The organism is Bradyrhizobium sp. CSS354 (assembly GCF_029051725.1).
In the GTDB taxonomy this organism is placed as follows: domain Bacteria; phylum Pseudomonadota; class Alphaproteobacteria; order Rhizobiales; family Xanthobacteraceae; genus Bradyrhizobium.
Genome location: NZ_JAACFU010000004.1, coordinates 593,660 through 610,185, shown reverse-complemented (window position 1 = coordinate 610,185; position 16,526 = coordinate 593,660). Strand labels below are relative to the sequence as shown.

At 57.6% G+C, this 16,526-nt stretch carries 13 protein-coding genes and 3 pseudogenes; 10 read left to right on the top strand and 6 right to left on the bottom strand.

The features are described from left to right. Window positions 1-227: 227 nt before the first annotated feature. On the bottom strand, window positions 228-434 hold the full coding sequence (locus tag GWG67_RS12870) for an integrase arm-type DNA-binding domain-containing protein (protein ID WP_275169681.1): 207 nt from the start codon (window positions 432-434) through the stop codon (window positions 228-230). Between the two features lie 64 nt (window positions 435-498). Between GWG67_RS12870 and GWG67_RS12865 the strand changes: the two genes are divergently transcribed. Both GWG67_RS12865 and GWG67_RS38940 read left to right on the top strand, forming a co-directional pair. After that, window positions 499-3,252, top strand: coding sequence for a DUF5695 domain-containing protein (locus GWG67_RS12865; RefSeq protein WP_275169680.1), 2,754 nt, complete (start codon window positions 499-501; stop codon window positions 3,250-3,252). 19 nt (window positions 3,253-3,271) lie between these two features. Further along, window positions 3,272-3,667: pseudogene (locus GWG67_RS38940) on the top strand (transposase); the annotation flags it as partial. A 455-nt stretch (window positions 3,668-4,122) separates the two neighbouring features. Here the strand turns inward: GWG67_RS38940 and GWG67_RS12855 are convergent. After that, window positions 4,123-4,335: a hypothetical protein gene (locus tag GWG67_RS12855; RefSeq protein WP_275169679.1), complete on the bottom strand. Its 213-nt coding sequence runs from the start codon at window positions 4,333-4,335 to the stop codon at window positions 4,123-4,125. A gap of 593 nt (window positions 4,336-4,928) precedes the next feature. On the opposite strand from GWG67_RS12855, the gene GWG67_RS12850 reads away from it, so the two are divergent. The 4 genes and pseudogenes from GWG67_RS12850 to GWG67_RS12835 all read left to right on the top strand — a co-directional run bounded on the left by GWG67_RS12850 (window position 4,929) and on the right by GWG67_RS12835 (window position 6,579). Further along, window positions 4,929-5,069: a hypothetical protein gene (locus GWG67_RS12850; protein ID WP_275169678.1), complete on the top strand. Its 141-nt coding sequence runs from the start codon at window positions 4,929-4,931 to the stop codon at window positions 5,067-5,069. Beyond that, complete coding sequence (locus GWG67_RS12845) at window positions 5,062-5,649, top strand: MBL fold metallo-hydrolase (protein WP_275169677.1); 588 nt, start codon at window positions 5,062-5,064, stop codon at window positions 5,647-5,649. The genes GWG67_RS12850 and GWG67_RS12845 overlap by 8 nt, the downstream gene beginning before the upstream one ends. Before the next feature lie 137 nt (window positions 5,650-5,786). Continuing rightward, window positions 5,787-5,926 (top strand): annotated as a pseudogene (locus tag GWG67_RS12840) (transposase); the annotation flags it as partial. A gap of 359 nt (window positions 5,927-6,285) precedes the next feature. Next, entirely contained in the window at window positions 6,286-6,579 is a 294-nt protein-coding gene (locus GWG67_RS12835) for a hypothetical protein (protein ID WP_275169676.1), read from the top strand. Between the two features lie 42 nt (window positions 6,580-6,621). Here the strand turns inward: GWG67_RS12835 and GWG67_RS12830 are convergent, their stop codons facing one another. Continuing rightward, window positions 6,622-7,011 carry a hypothetical protein gene (locus GWG67_RS12830; protein WP_275169675.1) on the bottom strand — a complete coding sequence of 130 codons (390 nt, stop codon included), beginning with the start codon at window positions 7,009-7,011 and terminating at the stop codon, window positions 6,622-6,624. Between the two features lie 395 nt (window positions 7,012-7,406). Here GWG67_RS12830 and GWG67_RS12825 point away from each other — a divergent pair, with 395 nt between their 5' ends. From GWG67_RS12825 to GWG67_RS12820, 3 genes and pseudogenes are all read left to right on the top strand, one after another. Continuing rightward, the gene (locus GWG67_RS12825) at window positions 7,407-8,243 is read left to right on the top strand and encodes a type I restriction enzyme HsdR N-terminal domain-containing protein (RefSeq protein ID WP_275169673.1); all 837 of its coding nucleotides are present in this window, start codon (window positions 7,407-7,409) and stop codon (window positions 8,241-8,243) included. 106 nt (window positions 8,244-8,349) lie between these two features. Further along, window positions 8,350-9,057, top strand: a pseudogene (locus GWG67_RS39090) (serine/threonine-protein kinase); the annotation flags it as partial. Window positions 9,058-9,222: 165 nt separating this feature from the next. After that, complete coding sequence (locus GWG67_RS12820; RefSeq protein ID WP_275169672.1) at window positions 9,223-9,783, top strand: hypothetical protein; 561 nt, start codon at window positions 9,223-9,225, stop codon at window positions 9,781-9,783. A 555-nt stretch (window positions 9,784-10,338) separates the two neighbouring features. Here the strand turns inward: GWG67_RS12820 and GWG67_RS12815 are convergent. Then, complete coding sequence (locus tag GWG67_RS12815) at window positions 10,339-10,617, bottom strand: DUF5334 family protein (RefSeq protein WP_275169671.1); 279 nt, start codon at window positions 10,615-10,617, stop codon at window positions 10,339-10,341. A 350-nt stretch (window positions 10,618-10,967) separates the two neighbouring features. Between GWG67_RS12815 and GWG67_RS12810 the strand changes: the two genes are divergently transcribed. Beyond that, window positions 10,968-12,029, top strand: coding sequence for a restriction endonuclease (locus tag GWG67_RS12810; protein WP_275169670.1), 1,062 nt, complete (start codon window positions 10,968-10,970; stop codon window positions 12,027-12,029). Window positions 12,030-12,314: 285 nt separating this feature from the next. Here the strand turns inward: GWG67_RS12810 and GWG67_RS12805 are convergent, their stop codons facing one another. Further along, window positions 12,315-15,191: a YecA family protein gene (locus GWG67_RS12805; RefSeq protein ID WP_275169669.1), complete on the bottom strand. Its 2,877-nt coding sequence runs from the start codon at window positions 15,189-15,191 to the stop codon at window positions 12,315-12,317. A 46-nt stretch (window positions 15,192-15,237) separates the two neighbouring features. After that, window positions 15,238-16,512 (bottom strand): YiiX/YebB-like N1pC/P60 family cysteine hydrolase, encoded by a 1,275-nt coding sequence (locus GWG67_RS12800; protein ID WP_275169668.1) that lies wholly within the window; start codon window positions 16,510-16,512, stop codon window positions 15,238-15,240. Window positions 16,513-16,526: the final 14 nt, after the last annotated feature.

Here is a 16,526-nt window from a genome sequence, read left to right as displayed (position 1 = left end):
GCGCTGAGAACCAGATTCGCAGCAATGTCGAGGCTCTCCCGCATTGCCCACTTGAGCATTGAGGATGGGGCTGTACGGGCAGCGGGCTGCTGAGATCGCTCCATTAGCTGATGCGAGATCAGCGATACGAGCCGAGAGATGGCGGCGAGTGATCTGGAAAACTGACACGGATGCAGGGTCTCCGACTGGCCAACAAGTAGCGTTCTATTTCCGAATTGGTCGGGGCTTCAGCCGTTTTTTGGAGCTCCGGAGATATTGATCCGCGATTGCCGGAGTGGGTCGGCCGCCTGTAGGCGCGCCTTGGCTTTCTCGTCGACCGAGTCTTTGCCATTGGCAACCAGGCCCAAAAGCCGCTTGGCTTCCTTGCGTGCAAGCTCTGGTGTCCAGGGGGCGCCGTGAGGACCGATGGTGACGAAGCGCTGCCGACCGAACACTCGGTACTTTGAGAACGTATGTCGCTTTTGTCGTGTTGACGTTTACGGCGGGAAACGGCACGCCTTGATCATCCGCATGTGGCAATACCGGATACGGTTGATGACGAAGAGCAAAGGCATGTCTAAAGCCTGGATGTATACGCGTCGTACGATGCTGTTGGGCAGTAGCTTCTTGGGTAGCACGTTGTTCGGGGGCGTTACGCTGCCTACACCCAATCGGCCGCAGCGCAAGGTTACCATGGTGTTGAAGGCGGCCGACTCATCCTTCGTCGTTGGGTGCACACAAGATGGCATTACCTCGTTGCGTTATCGTAACGATACGTATGACACGGATTATGTCCTGCCTGGAGCCGTGCTGGGGACGGCTCACGCTAGAGTTCGGCGTGCCGGATCCGAGTGGCATACGCTTCGAACTGGCGTTGATGCAACGAAGCCGATGCATAGCGCGGCTCTTGAACTAGCAGCCCGCGATGCCGGCGTCCTTCTCACGACCCGGCTCGCAGTCGACGAGGCCGGATTGACCTGGGAGATCATGCTGCGGAACGACGGCATGGCGAGCGTGGAGGTTGGCGACCTCTATTTGCCCATGCCGATGAACACCGAATTTCCGGCAGGGCAACCGGTGTCGGTGGCTGTTTTGAAGCACAGCTTCGTCTCGGGGCATGGATCGCACATCTTCTGGATTCGCGGCAACAGCACCGGTCCCTTCCTCATGCTCTTACCGGAAGCGGACACGTCACTGGAATATTGGAATGTCCACAAGGATTCGGCCGAAGCCAGAGGGACGTGGTGCGCCTACATCTTGGGCGGGGCGGCCGCCGGCGAGGCAGTGGCGGGCGGGACTCGCTGGCGACAGCCGACCCATTCCCTGTCTCTGTCGCCGGCCGAGGAACGGCGTTACCGTCTCCGCTTCCAGTGGGTTGCTGATTATGAGGCGGCGCGCAGGGCTATCGCGGACGCCGGTCTGGTGGATGTGGAGGTAATGCCGGGCATGACGGTTCCCAACGACCTGCATGTCGACATCGCGCTCGCGTCCTCCATTCCGGTGGAGCGAATCGAAGCGGAATTTACCCGCGACACGGTGGCGCAACGATTGCCGGATCGGGCCGGCAGGCGACTATGGCGGGTCCGGTTTTCGCGATTGGGCGAGAACCGACTGACCCTGCACCAGCCGGGTGCGCGCCAGACCTTTCTTGAATTCTTCGCTACCGAACCTGTCGAGACGATGATGAAGAAGCGCGCAGCCTTCATCGTGAAGCGGCAGCATCGTGACTCGTCCAAATGGTACGACGGTTTGTTCGGCGAGTGGAACATGGAGACGCAGGTTCTGCTTGGCCCGGACAATTACGACCGGATCAAGGGCGGGCGCATCTACGAGGTGACGTGCGACGATCCCGGGCTGAGCAAGCCCGCTTACCTTGCGACCAAGAATGCCGAGCATCCTGATGCGGCGGAAGTGGCGGCGCTGGACCGGTATATCGATGCGTTCGTCTGGGGCGGGCTGCAACGTACCACACAGGAGGCATACGCCTACGGCCTCTACGGCATACCCGATTGGAAGCAGAACCGGGAAAGCAGCGATCCCGGCCCAAAGGGCCGCCTGCACATCTGGCGGCCTTATGACTATCCGCACATCTTCGCGATGTATTTGGCCATGCACCGCATCGCGCGTGACCATCCCGCGATCCCCACCCGCCAGAGCGCACGAGATTATTTGGTACGCGCCTACGGTACCGCGCTAGCCATGTTCACGGTGCCGATGCGCGTGGTGATGTGGTCTGCCTACCGCACCGGCTTCTACAACGAATGTGTGATCCCCGAACTTCTTTCGGCGCTCACGACGGCGGGCTTGATGCGCGAGGCGGCGACGCTGGAGGCGCACTGGGCGCGTAAGGTGCGAGCCTTCGTCAATCCGAAGGCGGACCTGTTCGGGTCGGAATATCCGTTCGATTCCACAGGCTTCGAATCAACGCAGGCACTGGCGCGCTCGGCCCTTGACGACCCTGTCACCATGGGGATTTCGAAAGCGGCAGCCCTTGCCTTCGCGGAGCGTCAGATCGCTGCAAACCTGTTCTGCCGTGGCTGGCTGGAACCTGCTTATTACTACCTGGGCAGCGATTATCGCTGCACTGCGGGCGACGCCTATACGCTGACCTACATGGCGCAGATGGGCGGCTGGGCGCTGCTTGATTATGCGCTGAACGATGCAGACGACCCGCATCCGCTCCTTCGTCTGGGCTATGCGTCACAACTCAGCGCGTGGGCCTTGCTCAACAGCGGCCCTGCGTCGGCCGGTCATGGTTATTGGTATCCGGGCGAGGAGAATGACGGCGCGGCTGGTGGCGGCTTCGAGCCGGCGCCGAGCGGGACCACGTGGCTCGGTCAGCCCCATCACCGTGGAACGTGGTATTACTCGTGCGAGATCGACCTGGGATTTTGTGGGGCCGTCCGCGCTGCTGCGACGATCGTTGCCGACGATCCCATCTTTGGGCAGGTTTGTCACGGTGGCATCGTGGAGACGTTCGCTCACACCCTGCGTATCTGGCCACGTGATGGCGTGCGGCGACGGCTCAACGTGCGGCTCCAGTCTCTCCGATTGGACCTGGTGCTGCTTGACGCCCGATTCCGGGCGGATGGACCGATCATTCTGAATTTGGGGGAGGGATGGATCAGCCTTACGCCTGAACCCTTTGCTCCGTCTGCATCGGGAGTGACGTTCGAATTGCGGTGCGATGACGGGAGGAAGCGCAAGGAAGTCGTCGACATCAGGGACAGCCAGATCGTCGTCCGCTTGCCTGCGGCGCGGTTACCGCGCTAGTGTTGCCGTGATCGGTACTTATGGCCTGCTGTTCCACGCGGCTTCCGAGGCGATGACGATCATTGCCGCAAATCCCGGACGTCTCGGCACACGTATCCGCGTCACTGCAGTGCAGCATACGTCAGGTTCGGCGATGACCCACCATCCCCACATCCACATGATCGTGCCGGGTGGCATCGGCGGCAAATTCAATAATCGTCGAAATATGGAAAAAGTGAATGCCGTGGCCGCGCTTGCCGCGCTCTCCCGGGAGAATCGCCTCTACCTGGGATATCTCGCACTATCTTGGCACAAGCGCTCAATTGAGCCGACATTTTTCCTGCGTTGCAACGGACGCACGCTGCCGTGGCGCCGAGAAGCGCGAGACGAGTCGGGGATTTCAGGCAGCAAAAAAGGGTCTCCAGTGGGCCTTTGAATGGTGCCGCGTGGTGACGCGCCGGGGCGCTGCGTGTGAGGCTGGCGAGCCTCGTGCGCGTGCGGATGCGTTGAGAGGAGCGGCAGCAGTTCCCCAGGCTTGGGCTACCGGACAGCCTGACGCCATGGCGATCTTGATGGGTCGAACAGCAGTGCACGGAGTCCTTCGAGACACTCCCCAGGCCTGTTTTTCCGTTCTTGTTTCCGATGAGGCCGCCATGCACATCGCGGCGCTGGGCTGACGCTTGCCAAGGCTTCCGACGTCTATGGCGCCAGCGAGCCGTTGATCCGGATGCGACTAAGGCTAATGCGGTGCACGGCAAAAGTCGCATTAGGGTCGTCTCTAAAGGGGTGCATCCGCTTACGACCCGGATGCGCCATAATCAATCAAGTCACGGATGGCGACCCGGATCTCTATAACTCTTCGGGTTGATCTTGAGCGCGGTGACGAGTTTCTTAATCCCCGAACGGTAAGTTCACCGAACTTCGGTGGTCGAACGGGATCACGTTCTTGCTGCCGTCGCCCAGCCGCCCCAAGCGCGTATCAACGTTCTCCCGCTTCAGGTTGCACTCATCAACAGCGCGCTGTGCCTGCTGCTCGATGCCTCCGCCCATTACTTCTTTGCGTCGCTCAAATCGTATCTCGAACATGATGCCGGGTCGCGACACGCCATTCTATCCGGGCTGACCTCGCACGCTGGGTTTTGAAAACCGCCAAAGCAGCAGCCGTGTCCTGGAACCTGGCACGCGGAGGACAACGACTGTCGGGTGCATTCTCGCGGGAAGCAGGCTCGAACCGGAACAGCGAAGTAGACCGTCCTGCCATCAGCAGTAGCATTCTGCCGCTTAGGTGGAGGGCGATCTGTGACGTTGAACAGACGAGAGACGCTAAAGATTTCCGCAGGAGCAGTTCTCGCACCGGCGCTGGCACCCAGCCTCGCCGCGGGGCAATCTGCCCGCACGAAACTTGTGTTGTTGGGCACGACTGGCGGTCCGCCCTTGCAGGTTGGGCGAGCTGCACCTTCAAATGCCATTGTTGCCGGGGGCTCCCTTTACGTTATGTGGCAACGGCGTTGCCCGGCAGATCGTGCAAGCTGGTCTTAGGCTCAACGCGTTAAAAAGCATTTTCATTACCCATCAGCATTCGGACCACAACCTAGACTACGGAAACCTGTTTTATTTTGCCTGGTATTTGAGCTTGAGGAAGCCAGTGGACTCTTATGCCCCGCCACCATTGGCGGAAATGAAAGAAGTTCTTTGAGTTGAATGCTTTCGACATCGACATTCGAATTCGCGATGAAGGCAAACCCGATCCTAGGCCAATGGTTGTTCCGCATGAGATAGAGCTTGCCGGAATTGTGATGCAGGACGAGAATGTGAAGGTCAGTTTGTGTCTTGGCTGACCATCCACCGCTTCCGGTGGCGCTATCGTATCGCTTTAACACTGTAGATCGCTCTGTCGTTTTCTCTGGTGATACCCGAAAGACCGACGCTCTCATTGATCTTGCGAAAGGCGCGGACGTATTCGTGTGCGAGGCGCAATATCTTCCGGGAACGCGTCAGGTGCTCGCCGCAGGCGTGAAAGTAGGCAGGTTCGATAAGGAGACCGCCGACAACCTTTTCAAAAGTATTTCAAGCCATGCACTTACGGTCGAACAGGCGGGCGAAGTGGCTCAAGCCGCGGGGGTCAACACGCTAGTGCTAAGTCATTTCGTTCCAGGAGATGGCGCTGTTCCTGATCAGGTGTTTGTGGACGAAGCCCGCAAAGCTTTCTCCGGCGAAATCATAGCGGGCCGGGGACTTACTCGAAATTTAGATTTTGCCTCAAGGTGTGACAGTCAATGTCTGGTTTGGGTCAACAGTGCCTGTTTCGGCCGCGAGCGGTCAGGTCCGGTTTACCAGCAAACTTCGGAAATGGCCGGGCAACGCCCGGACGGCCGCGTAGGCCCATCAGCGGACGTATCAAGCAGTTGCGGTGAGTAGGTGAGCTGCTATCGGGAACGATAATCCGCTACCACCGACGTATTTTCCCAAAGCCAATTCGGGACGCCACCAGTGACCTTGCCCCTTGAGCTTAATCCAGTTTGAAGTTCGTTCTGGCCCAAGCCGAGGACCAGAGCATGAAGCGCAAGCGGTTTACGGAAGAACAGATCATCGGGATTTTGAAGGAGCACGAAGCGGGGGTCCGGTCGCCGATCTCTGCCGGAAGCATGGTGTCAGCGATGCCAGCATCTACAAATGGAAGGCCAGGTTCGGCGGGAAGATTGCTCGCGGACCAGAGCGTGGAAGGCAGGCAGACACTGGATGCTGCAGGTCACATGGCCGTCAGCCAGCCATTCAGCAGGAGAGCGGGGCGGAAAATGGCCGGCCCATTTTGTGTATCGACGGCGAGCGCGCATGCGGCCATCAAAGCGTCACCGTAAGTACCTCGCAAACTATCGATACCTGGTGGCTCGAGTAGCCCGCGAGCTACTGCAGTTCGTGGGTGTTGAAAAGCGGAAGCGCAAGTCAACAGACTTCGTCGCCAGCGAGAACCGTAAAGGGGTCTCATAATCTGGACCTTCGCGGCCTCCCGAATGGCCTTGCGGTCGCCGCCCGATAGCGGAATTTGGATGATGCGTGGGGACACGGTCACCCAGACGGCGGAAAGCAAAGAGCACGCATCTGGTTAAGCTCACCGAGCCCTACCATGACGAAATTGAAGGGCTGGTGAAGGAGATGTGGCCGATCAGGGCGCGCACAGCAGACGGCAGACGAGCGAAATTTGAAGTGCTCGTTGCGTGTTGCATGAGTCCGGATTGGCAAGACGCCGACAAGGATGCTGACTGGGATACAATGATGGCACGTCATCTGCTCCTCGAATTTATGGGCGGCAAAGAAGCAGACGAGCTACGGCAGCGCTTCGCCGCCTGATAGACGTGATCGACACGGGCCGCCGGCTTACGCTGGCGGGCCTTACTGCCCGGAAAGGTTCAGCTCGCTTTCTTTCGTCCTGTAGAGGATGTTGGTGAACCCTATTGACCCTGCGGAGAAGACAAACAGACTGATTGATAGCCAATAGGAAATCACTTCGCGGCCTGGTGGTGCGAAAATCGGGAGAATGCAAGCCAAGGCCAACAGACCTGCGGCGAGACTAAGGCTCAGACGCTTAGTTTGTTCCGTTTCGCTAATGTATAGAGCATGCAGTGCCGACCGCTGTACTATAAATACTTCCTCGTCAGCGGCGTCAGCAGCGTCGCCAATGATCCGAGCTGTGCATAAGCCCCAAGGCGCAGAAAGGTTGACCGTAGCGTCGCGGGGTTTTCTCAGCGGGTTATTTCGTCCGCTCTCGTCAGCAGAAGACATTGAAATCCTCCCGCTTTGATTGAATCCCACTATCCTCGTTAGTCGCCGAGACAATGTCAACGATGACCTTCTCGCATTTGGAATCGAAGGCTTCTAACAGCGGGCAAATAGCCAGCAACATGGCAGGGGGCATGTCCTTCATTTGGCGTGCCTCGATTGTCACGGCTTCCCACGGTTCAAGGCGCGCATGATGCCAATCCGCGCAAGCATTGTGGGACCACCGCGCTCAGCTACCAGGATCATGGGCTCCATCGCGGCTTCACTAGCAAGGGCGCAACAAAATAGGAGCTTCGACGGGTTCAGATGACTGGACCCGGCCCAATCTAACTAAATAGGGGGTTGTGCTCGCCGGAAGGTTGCATGATGCTCGCGCCCATAATTTTCGGGGGCGAATCATGGCTAAAATCTCAACTAAGGTCGCTACGCGGATCACCACTCAGCTCAAGAAGTACCAGAGCGTACTAGCGGGGTTGCTGAAGCGCGATGTCAGCGAAGCCGACACGGTCACCGTTATCAACGATATGCTTACTGATATCTGCGGCTATGACAAATATCTGCATATCACTAGTCAGTATGCGATCCGCGGCACCTACGTTGATCTTGCTGTGAAGATTGACGACGACATCAGGTTCATCATCGAAGTCAAAGCTATCGGGATCGATCTCAAGGATGCCCATGTCAAGCAAGCCATCGATTACGCTGCGAATGAGGGTATCGAGTGGGTGGTGCTCACGAACGGCGCCCACTGGCGAATTTATAAAGTTCATTTTGGCCAGCCGATCGAGAAGATCCTTGTTTGCGAACTGGACGCCATTGGGGAAAGCGCCAAGAGCCCGGAAGCGCTGGAGTGCTTTGGAAACTTGAGCCGCGAAGGCTTTTCAAAGAGCACGATGGCCGAGTTTCTGCTGCACAAGCAGGTCACCAACAAGTTCACCGTCGCAGCAGTCTTGCAGACCGACTTTATCCTGGAGGTCCTGCGCCGCGAAATACGTCGGATGAGCTCTGGAGTAAAAGTGGAAGTGGACTATCTCAAGTCATTGCTACGCGAGGAGGTCATCAAGCGCGACCTGGTGGATAGTGATGAGGCGAAGGCGGCGCTCCAAAACATCAAGCGCCTCCAACGGGCCGCTACTCGGAAGAAGGCTACCCCCAAAGCTGCTGATGAAGCGCCCATAGTGGCGCCCGTCGAGGATGCTTCTGCCTCGCTCCCGCGAGCGGTCGCCAGTACTTGAGCAAAGATTGGGATGCGGCATCGGGAGTATCGCCGTTTGGCGGTCGCGGGCTTAAAAGGATCAGGAGCGGCGCTCGTTGACAACAATCAGGCTGAACAAGGATTGGGTGCTTGGCGAGCGACTAGGAGCCGGCGGCTTTGGCCAGGTCTTTGCTGCCGAGAGCCCAGATGGATCGGGAGCTGCGGTTAAGTTGGTCCCGAAGGCGTCTGGCGCGAACAGGGAGCTTTTGTTTGTCGACTTGAAGGGGGCTCGGGGAATCGTCCCAATAATAGACAGTGGTGAACAGGGCGAGCACTGGGTCCTTGTCATGCCTCGCGCAAGCAAATCGCTGCGAGATCATTTGACGAGCACGAACTCGCCTCTCAGTACGACAGACGCCACGTCGATTTTGATCGATATCGCTTCCGCCCTAACGGAGTTAGACGGCAAGGTCGTCCATAGAGACCTAAAGCCTGAAAACGTCCTCTGGCTAAATGGCAAGTGGTGTCTCTCGGACTTTGGCATTTCTCGATACGCAGAGGCGACAACGGCAGCAGACACTCGGAAGTATTCTCTTAGTCCGCCTTACGCTGCTCCAGAACGCTGGCGGGCCGAGAGAGCGACCGGAGCTGTTGACGTGTATGCTTTAGGCGTAATGGCGTTCGAAATACTCTGCGGCCGCAAGCCTTTCCCAGGCCCTCACATCGGGGACTATCGAGAGCAGCACCTGCATATGGAACCTCCGGCAATCGATGTAGGGACCTCGGTCCTTAAGGCGCTAATCACGGAGGCGCTCTTTAAGGCTCCTGGCGCTCGGCCTTCGGCTGCTAATTTGCTTGCTCGTCTGAACCGATCACAACAGCATCGCTCTGGCGGTCTAGGGAGGCTCAGCGAGGCCCATCTCGGGGAGGTTGCTAAACAGAGCGAAAGTGAGCGGCAAAAGTCCGCCGCGCGCTCTGCGACTGAACAGCGCGCCGATTTGTTCCAGGGCGCTTCCGCCTTGCTCGACAGCTTGTACGGCCAACTGTCAGAAGCAATTCTAGAAGCTGCACCGAGCGCTAAGAAGGGAAGGTTAGGTAAGAGGAACGGCGTCACTATCTCGCTTGGCACGGCTCAACTGGAGTTGGTGCCTCTTACAAAGACGCCGTCCTCTCCTTGGGAGTGGGAAGCTCCAGCATTCGATGTCGTAGCTCAAGCCGGAATGATTCTTCGCGTTCCTCGAGACAGATATGACTTCGAGGGGAGAAGTCATTCGCTATGGTATTGCGATGCCTTCCAGGCTGGTCGATTTGAGTGGGCCGAGACCGCCTTCATGGTCTCGCCTTTGCTGGGCAGAAACACGACGATGCGGCCTTTCATGGCCGATCCGGGTATTGAGGCTGCAAAGGCGCTCTGGAACGGAATGTCTGAATTTCAGTTGGCTTGGCCAATCGAGGAAATAGATCCCGAGTCGCTCATAGATCGCTGGGCCAATTGGCTCGCCGATGCCGCAGAAGGGCGGTTGCACGCTCCCTCCACCATGCCTGAGAAGCCGACACCTCGGAATTGGCGTCAGAAATAAGCTGGGCCGCACTTGTGGGTGGAGGGTGGAGGCAGCGAGAACCCGCGTTCAGGTCAAAGAAAAGCCCCGCTATGAGCGAGGCCTCTTTTGCATTCTGCCCTACGTTGGGTTCAGGCGCAGTAGTCATCTTGGATTTGGTCAAAGACGGCCGCGGCGGAGTGCTGATCCTACCCCCATAGGGGGAGGCGAGATCATAACCTTCACCAGGCATTCCTGAAGCAGCAAGCTTCTCTAGGGCTCTCAGGGCAGCAACGATAGTCTTAGATCATCGAGGGGCGGTCCGATACCGTGGATGCAGGTAATCACGTCGCAGTCGAGGGGTTCTCTCGATATGCTGGAGCCGGCGGCTTAGCTCGGCCTCCACATACTTGCGCGTGGCTGTTGTCAGATCGCCGCCATCCGCTTTGGCCATTCAGATGCCCCATTCCCCTGGACACGCTGTAGCTGAATCGGCACTTATCCGCAACGCCTCACAACAAGTCGTGCGCCCAATGTTGCCCCCGGCCGGTCGTCCCTCTTGGCGAGGTGCCGGAAGCGCCTTCCCAGATTGCTGGTTCAGTCGCCGTCCATCTGAAGCGTAGTGCTCTCGCCGGTTGAGGTGTCGGTAGCCTCGATCTCGACCGTTCGGCCAAATCGCCGGATGCTGTCTACGTCATATTCCTTGTAGCCATGATCGCTGTCATACACCTCAATCGTTCGTTCAGATCGAACAAGTTGGCCTCGCTTAATCTCGACGCTCGAGCCGGTTACTGCATTGGTGCCGTCCCATGCGAATGCTTCAGTGAGATTGGTGGACGCGGTCAGGACCGCGAGCAAGAAGCTTAGGCGTATCACGAGGGCAATTCTCCTGCTTACCGGTGCTTACCCAGTGGGCGGCGCACGGATCGAAGAATTCAATAAGTAATTGATTTAACTGGCACACCCGGGAGGATGAAACTGGGCACTCCTATGTCATTGTTTGTGCGATATAATTTTACCGTCGATGGCTGCTAAGCGGCTTTCATTGCCGCTCGCTTTCAAGAGAATGGGACATGCCCGATCGCATCGCTTCGCGCGGCGGATCATGTCGGACTTGCGGCCTAGAGGCGGCTCCAGGCGGATCGCTTGCGTCCAGCGCCGGACCGGCAGAGCCGCGCGCACTGGAGTTGCGCGACGCTTCGCTTGAAATGGGTTAGATTTGTTGGATGAGCTTGACAGACTTAGTAGTGGATTGGGGCGGCTTCGAGCGGTTGGTCGCTTCGCTCCATGAGACCGGAGAAGTGCGTGTTGAACGAGACGTCGTCGTGACGGGACGTTCGGGTGCCCCGCGTCAAATCGACGTTTTACTCCGACACAAGCAAGGCCTTTATGAGCATTTGGTCATTGCTGAATGTAAATTCTGGAACTCCAAAGTTGAGCGGCAGCAGGTTGATTCGCTTGCAACTGCCGTGCACGATCTCGGGGCGTCTCGCGGCGTGATATTCTCAACCAGAGGATTTCAATCGGGTGCAATTACCCAAGCTCAGCACGAGAATATAGACCTGTTCGTCGTTCGCGACCTGACCAGCGAGGAATGGGGGCTTCCCGGCCGTGTCGTCGATGTCTTTCTCCACGTGACACAGATGTCCATCGGCAACGTCAGATCCGACGATGTTACAGCCGTCGGCTACCCTGCCGATGCAACACCCCTTACGATGAATTTGGAGTTTGGCCTTGAAGGTCCGATAAGCTCAACGCCCACAATTGCGCGCGACGGCGTTTCGATTGGCAAGCCGCTTGAGGAATATATTTTTGACGCAGCGCGACAGAGCTTCTCAACAGCCTTTGAGAAGAGCTTCATCATAAATGGAGGAGCGACATGTACGCGATATTTTCGACGCCCGGTTAACTTGCTGCCGGACCGTCCATTTGTAATACCGAAAGCCTTGGCGCGCATCTTCGTCCCAAAGCTTTCTTTCGACCTCGGAATAAAGATCGATCAGAGTCGGATTACGGTCGACCGCGCGGAACAATATCTTTTTGCTCTTGCCGTCGAGAATTGCGTCAACGGAACAGTGTCATCTGCAGCCCGGCCCCGTGATGCGAAATATACTGTTCTGGCCAAGCTCCGTGCTGAGGACGGCAAACCCAGCGGGCAAGAGCCAGTTAAGAACGGGTCAGTCATAACGGTGGCTGTGAACGGGTTCTTTCCCTTTGAGGAAACCGCAGGCCTGCAGCCGGTTGACTTTAACGCTATACCTCGAAAGCAGCTTCCTACCGGCGAATAGACTGCCTCTTCAGGAAGTCGCGCGGCGACTTGCGAATGGTCCGGTAGCTTTGAAATCTAGTCGAAGCGAAAGCCGAACAAACCGCCTGTCTCGGTCTCATCTGACAGTCTGGTTGGAAGGACAAAATCCTCGCGCTTCACTGTTTCGGGGAGCGGCAGACGGTCAAGTATGTCGGAGTTCATAGTTACAATATTGTCCGCGCTGAGCCGCTACTCCTCCTAGCACTAAGGCGCGCACGGCGGAGCGCATTCGCGTCAACGCTTCCCCGGCAACTGACGGCCGGCGTCAGTTAGCGCGACCATGGCAATGTTTGAACTTCTTACCTGATCCACAGGAACAGTGTTCGTTTCGTCCGATCTTGCGCTTAGATTCCCGCGCCGGTGTCTGCCGAATCCGATCTGGCTTTGCAAAGTGATCCGCCAGTCTTTCAAGTAAGCCCGGAGGCGGCACCCATTTTGGCGGCGGTCCGAACGCCCGAAGACTTGCGATCAGCTCCCGTTGGTTCTCAAGTTCTCCCTGCGCTAGAGGGGGAAGGCCGCTCCTATAGGGCTCAAGACGCTCCATCTCGGCTTCAGCATCGGAATATCGTTCGCAATAAGCGAGAACGACGGCATATTGGGAGCGGACCGAGATCAGATAATCGGCGAGCTTCCACTGGCGAAGCTGAGGCAGAACGATGGTCTCCATCATGTTCAGCGCACCATCGAAGTCACGCTTGCGTACGAACTGATCCACGAGGTCCTGCCCCACACGGAACAGAGAGTCTGGGGCACGTGCTAGATCGTAAAATTTTAAGGCGTGGGTACGAGCGAGCGGAGAAAACTGATCCTGAGCGTCAAGCGCCTTGGCGAGTACGTCAAGGGAATCCGCGAGATGCTTGATATCGTCGACGTTCGCCCCTTTCTTTAGCATCCGCGCCAACTGGGGCGCATTGTTTCCCATCACCTTGTCTGGCGTTAGGCCAATCAGCTCATAATAGTCCCGGATTAGAGGCTGAACGCGCTTCTCTGCAGCTTCCGCGTCTCCCAATGCGAGCTCTGCGCATGCGACGTTATACCAAAATACACGTTGATGACCGGGAGGGAGAGTTTTCACGACCGGCGTAAGGTCCGTCACCAGACGCATAGCGCCGCGCCGATCGCCTACGCCGGCAAGGAAGTTCATTCGTTTCATGCCGACGCGCAGTTGTTCCTCGGCCCCCAGATTGTGGGCTATGATCAGAGCGTCCATTTGGTCGAGCCACAGACCGGCGCGTTCAGAACCAGATTTTAGGGCAGCAAACGCCAGTCCATCTAGCGCCTTTATTCGCTGATCAGGGGGAACAGCCTCATCCTGTGCGCCGTGTTCGAGGTAAGCTTCAACCTCGGGCCATACACCCATTTCGTGGAAGAGCTCGTCGGTAGCCATTTCGACCAGAACATCGAGGCGACCGACCTCCCCACTCAGCCGGAGGAAGAGCGATAGCTTCGTCGGGTGCCAGTTCTCTACAAGGCTCTTCTGTACGACAGCTCGCAGTGCTTCCCGTCGCGCTTTTACGCTCTCAGTGCCGTGGAGGAGTAGCCGTCCCATGCCTACTGCGCGTGCTGCATCGTGAAGCTTGATTCGGTCGTCGGCAAAAACCTGCAGCAGCCCCTGACTGACCAAGTGGCGAAGGGCCCTGTCGAAGACGGCCTGATCAGACCCGTTCGCTGCCGCAACATACGACTGTACCTCCGTGCGACTCAGTGGTGCATCGCAAAGGCTTAGCAGTTCGGCAACGTCAGCTACTGCCTTTGGCAACCGGTCGAAAACCCGCCCGAGGATGAGGTCTTGTGCGATTTCCCTGGTATGCGCCGATCGTGCAAGATCGGCGCACAGCTGCTTCAGCGAACCATCGTAGTCGGATTCTGCAACGGAGATGGCATTTAGAACGAAAAGCGGAAGGCCGCCAGTGAGTTCGATCAATCGCTGGCAATCGGCAGCACCACTCTGGCATCCTTGATCATGGGCTGCCGCCGCTACTGTGTCTGGTCCCCATCCCAGCAGGGCCTCACGGGTTACGCCAAGAATCGCCTCCAGCGTGGAGACTTCGCCTTCGGGGCGTCCCAAAAGCACAAAGCGCATATCTCTCCCAGACTGGATCACCCCCCCCAAATCATCGGCAGGTAACTGGTGAACATTGTCGAGGGCAACAGTGACAATCTCTCCGCGCTCAGCCAGACGGCGGGATAGAAGCTGAAGGATCTCTCGCCCAGACGCGCCAGGCAAAAGAATCTCGCGAAGACCGCCCCCCGTCTGAAACAGCCGACCAGCAACCTCTCGGGCAACGGCGTTGGCGAGGGCGGCACCGGGTGTATCCGCGACGTCCAGGTAAATCATAGCGCCAGAAGCATGTTGCGCAGACTGTGCCAGCCACGAGGTCTTGCCGGCACCTGAATAGCCGACGATCAGCCTGACCCTTTCTCCGGTTAACAGGTCGGGTTCGTGCTCCTGCACGCGGTAGGGAGACGGCGGCAGTGGCAGATCCTGCAACTGCATTACGAGCTGCTCAAAAAGGTTGGGGAGCTCTCCAGCCTGGAAGGTGTGGTCCAGATTCTCGTCTTCCCCGGTGGCTGCAAGAGATACAAGGCCAGCCAGCTTCCAAACGAGAGTTTGTGGCGCGAGTGTTGAGAACGGGAGGTCCCCCGCCAGTTTGCAGGCCGCCTCGGCCGTTTCGATAAGCGACGATTGTGGGGCCGGCAGAATTCGCTGTTCTGGATCGGCCGACGGCCAATCGATCCGCACATCGTCTGGCCAATCCGCCGCGGCAAGCCTAGCGGCGAGAGGACCGTTGGGAGCTGCGTTGCTGACGATGAGGAATGCCGGTTCTCCGTGGCGCTGACCGCTCTTATGAACGGCGCGCAATTCTCCGAAGCGTGCGAGAGCTTCCTCAATGTCGTTCCAGGCGAGCGATTCTTTCCGGTGCTTCACCTGGACGTAGATGCGCCGCCCTTCAAACTGCACCTCGACGTCTTCGTCGCCCTCGACCTCCACGCTCTTCATCGACAACGTGACCGCCGACAGGAGGCACTGTACGGTGTACAAATGCTGGAAAAGGTAGCCGCGATGCACGGCTTCAATCCGAACAAGCTGTGCCGGATCTAGGACATTGACTCCGCGCTGCTCCGCTTGGGTCAAGAACAAATCCTCCGTCCACCAAGACGGTGTGCCACTCGGATTAGATTCCCGATCACTTTTGAGACCCCGATAGAAAAGGCATCAATACGTCGCCCATGCCACGCCGAATCTCGATGCAGTCATCGCAGAGACGCAAGGATGGCACTCCGGGCATGGTCTCCGCCCCGTTGACCAAACGGTATGGGTAGGCCGGGTGATCCCCGCATGAGGAGCAGACATCGGTACTATCCTCGGAGGAGACGGCATGACGGGATAACGCCGCAAGTCTTGGTTCGACGCGGTCGATTACCGACCACCAGTATGGAGTATGAGGCTCGATCTCCTCCATGTGCTGTTTCAGCAGATCAGGGTGATGCCTTTGCAGCCAATCATAAGCCGCCTCCCTGCGGTTCTGATCGTTACTTATCAGCGTTTTATACAATGCAATCACAAGGCGGAACGACTCGCGCGAATGCTGTTGCTGAAGCACCCGAAGCTGCACGAGATTGATCGCAAAACGTATGCCGCCGCTGTAGGCCGCTTTGACGGTATCTATGCAATAGTCGCGTACGGCCTCGGGCGACGCGGAAAGTAGATCCATCAGGCCAGTGGAGTAACGCCATGGATGCCCCTCGACCTCTATCTTCCAAATGTCTAGATAGCCACTGCTCTCAAGTGCGGCAGCAATCACCTGATCAGCTTCTGGGCGCTTTACGAGCAAGCCATACATATCATTGAAATTCTCTACCTCCGGATCAACAGAACGCGCGGCATCCAGTACAGCGTTCTGTGCATCATGCATGGCCTGGATCGGATTCGGTTGGTCGGATCTCCATGCAAGCTCTTCGGCAGATACCGGCTCGAACTCTACCGGCAGCTCTTTCAACAGCGGGGTGAGCCGCAGGTCTTCGGGTGAGCAGTAATCCGCGTCCGAAACAAGCTCTATGCCGGCCATCTTGTATACGCGCGCAACCAGACGCGAGCAGAATTGTCTTCTTGATCTTGGCCTGCGGATTGCAGCGACTGATCGTGCCGCTTCGATTTTGGAATAGCGTGCACCGATTTCAGATCGAGCATAGTCGACAATCTGCTCAAGCACCTTGCGATCAGGTGGAATCTTCAGACGGAAGTGAAACGCCTTTTCATCGTCTTCAAATAGCTCACGCTGCAGATTACGTGCCTGCACCCCGCTCGAAGTCGAGTCGATAAAGGAACCGTGCTGCACGCAGATCATCGCATGAGATACTGCACCATCGGTCGTGAAACGAATGGCCTTACTGATCTTTCCAGGGCGTGCTGTAAAGAGAATGTCTCCTGGTTTTACGCTGTCGATCTTGATGCGTTTCATCCCCACTCCAATTG

Bases quoted from the DNA above. Each gene is read 5' to 3' on its own strand.
- GWG67_RS12830 (WP_275169675.1), bottom strand. From the start codon at position 7,011: ATGTCTTCTGCTGACGAGAGCGGACGAAATAACCCGCTGAGAAAACCC.
- GWG67_RS12825 (WP_275169673.1), top strand. From the start codon at position 7,407: ATGGCTAAAATCTCAACTAAGGTCGCTACGCGGATCACCACTCAGCTC.
- GWG67_RS12810 (WP_275169670.1), top strand. From the start codon at position 10,968: ATGAGCTTGACAGACTTAGTAGTGGATTGGGGCGGCTTCGAGCGGTTG.
- GWG67_RS12800 (WP_275169668.1), bottom strand. From the start codon at position 16,512: ATGAAACGCATCAAGATCGACAGCGTAAAACCAGGAGACATTCTCTTT.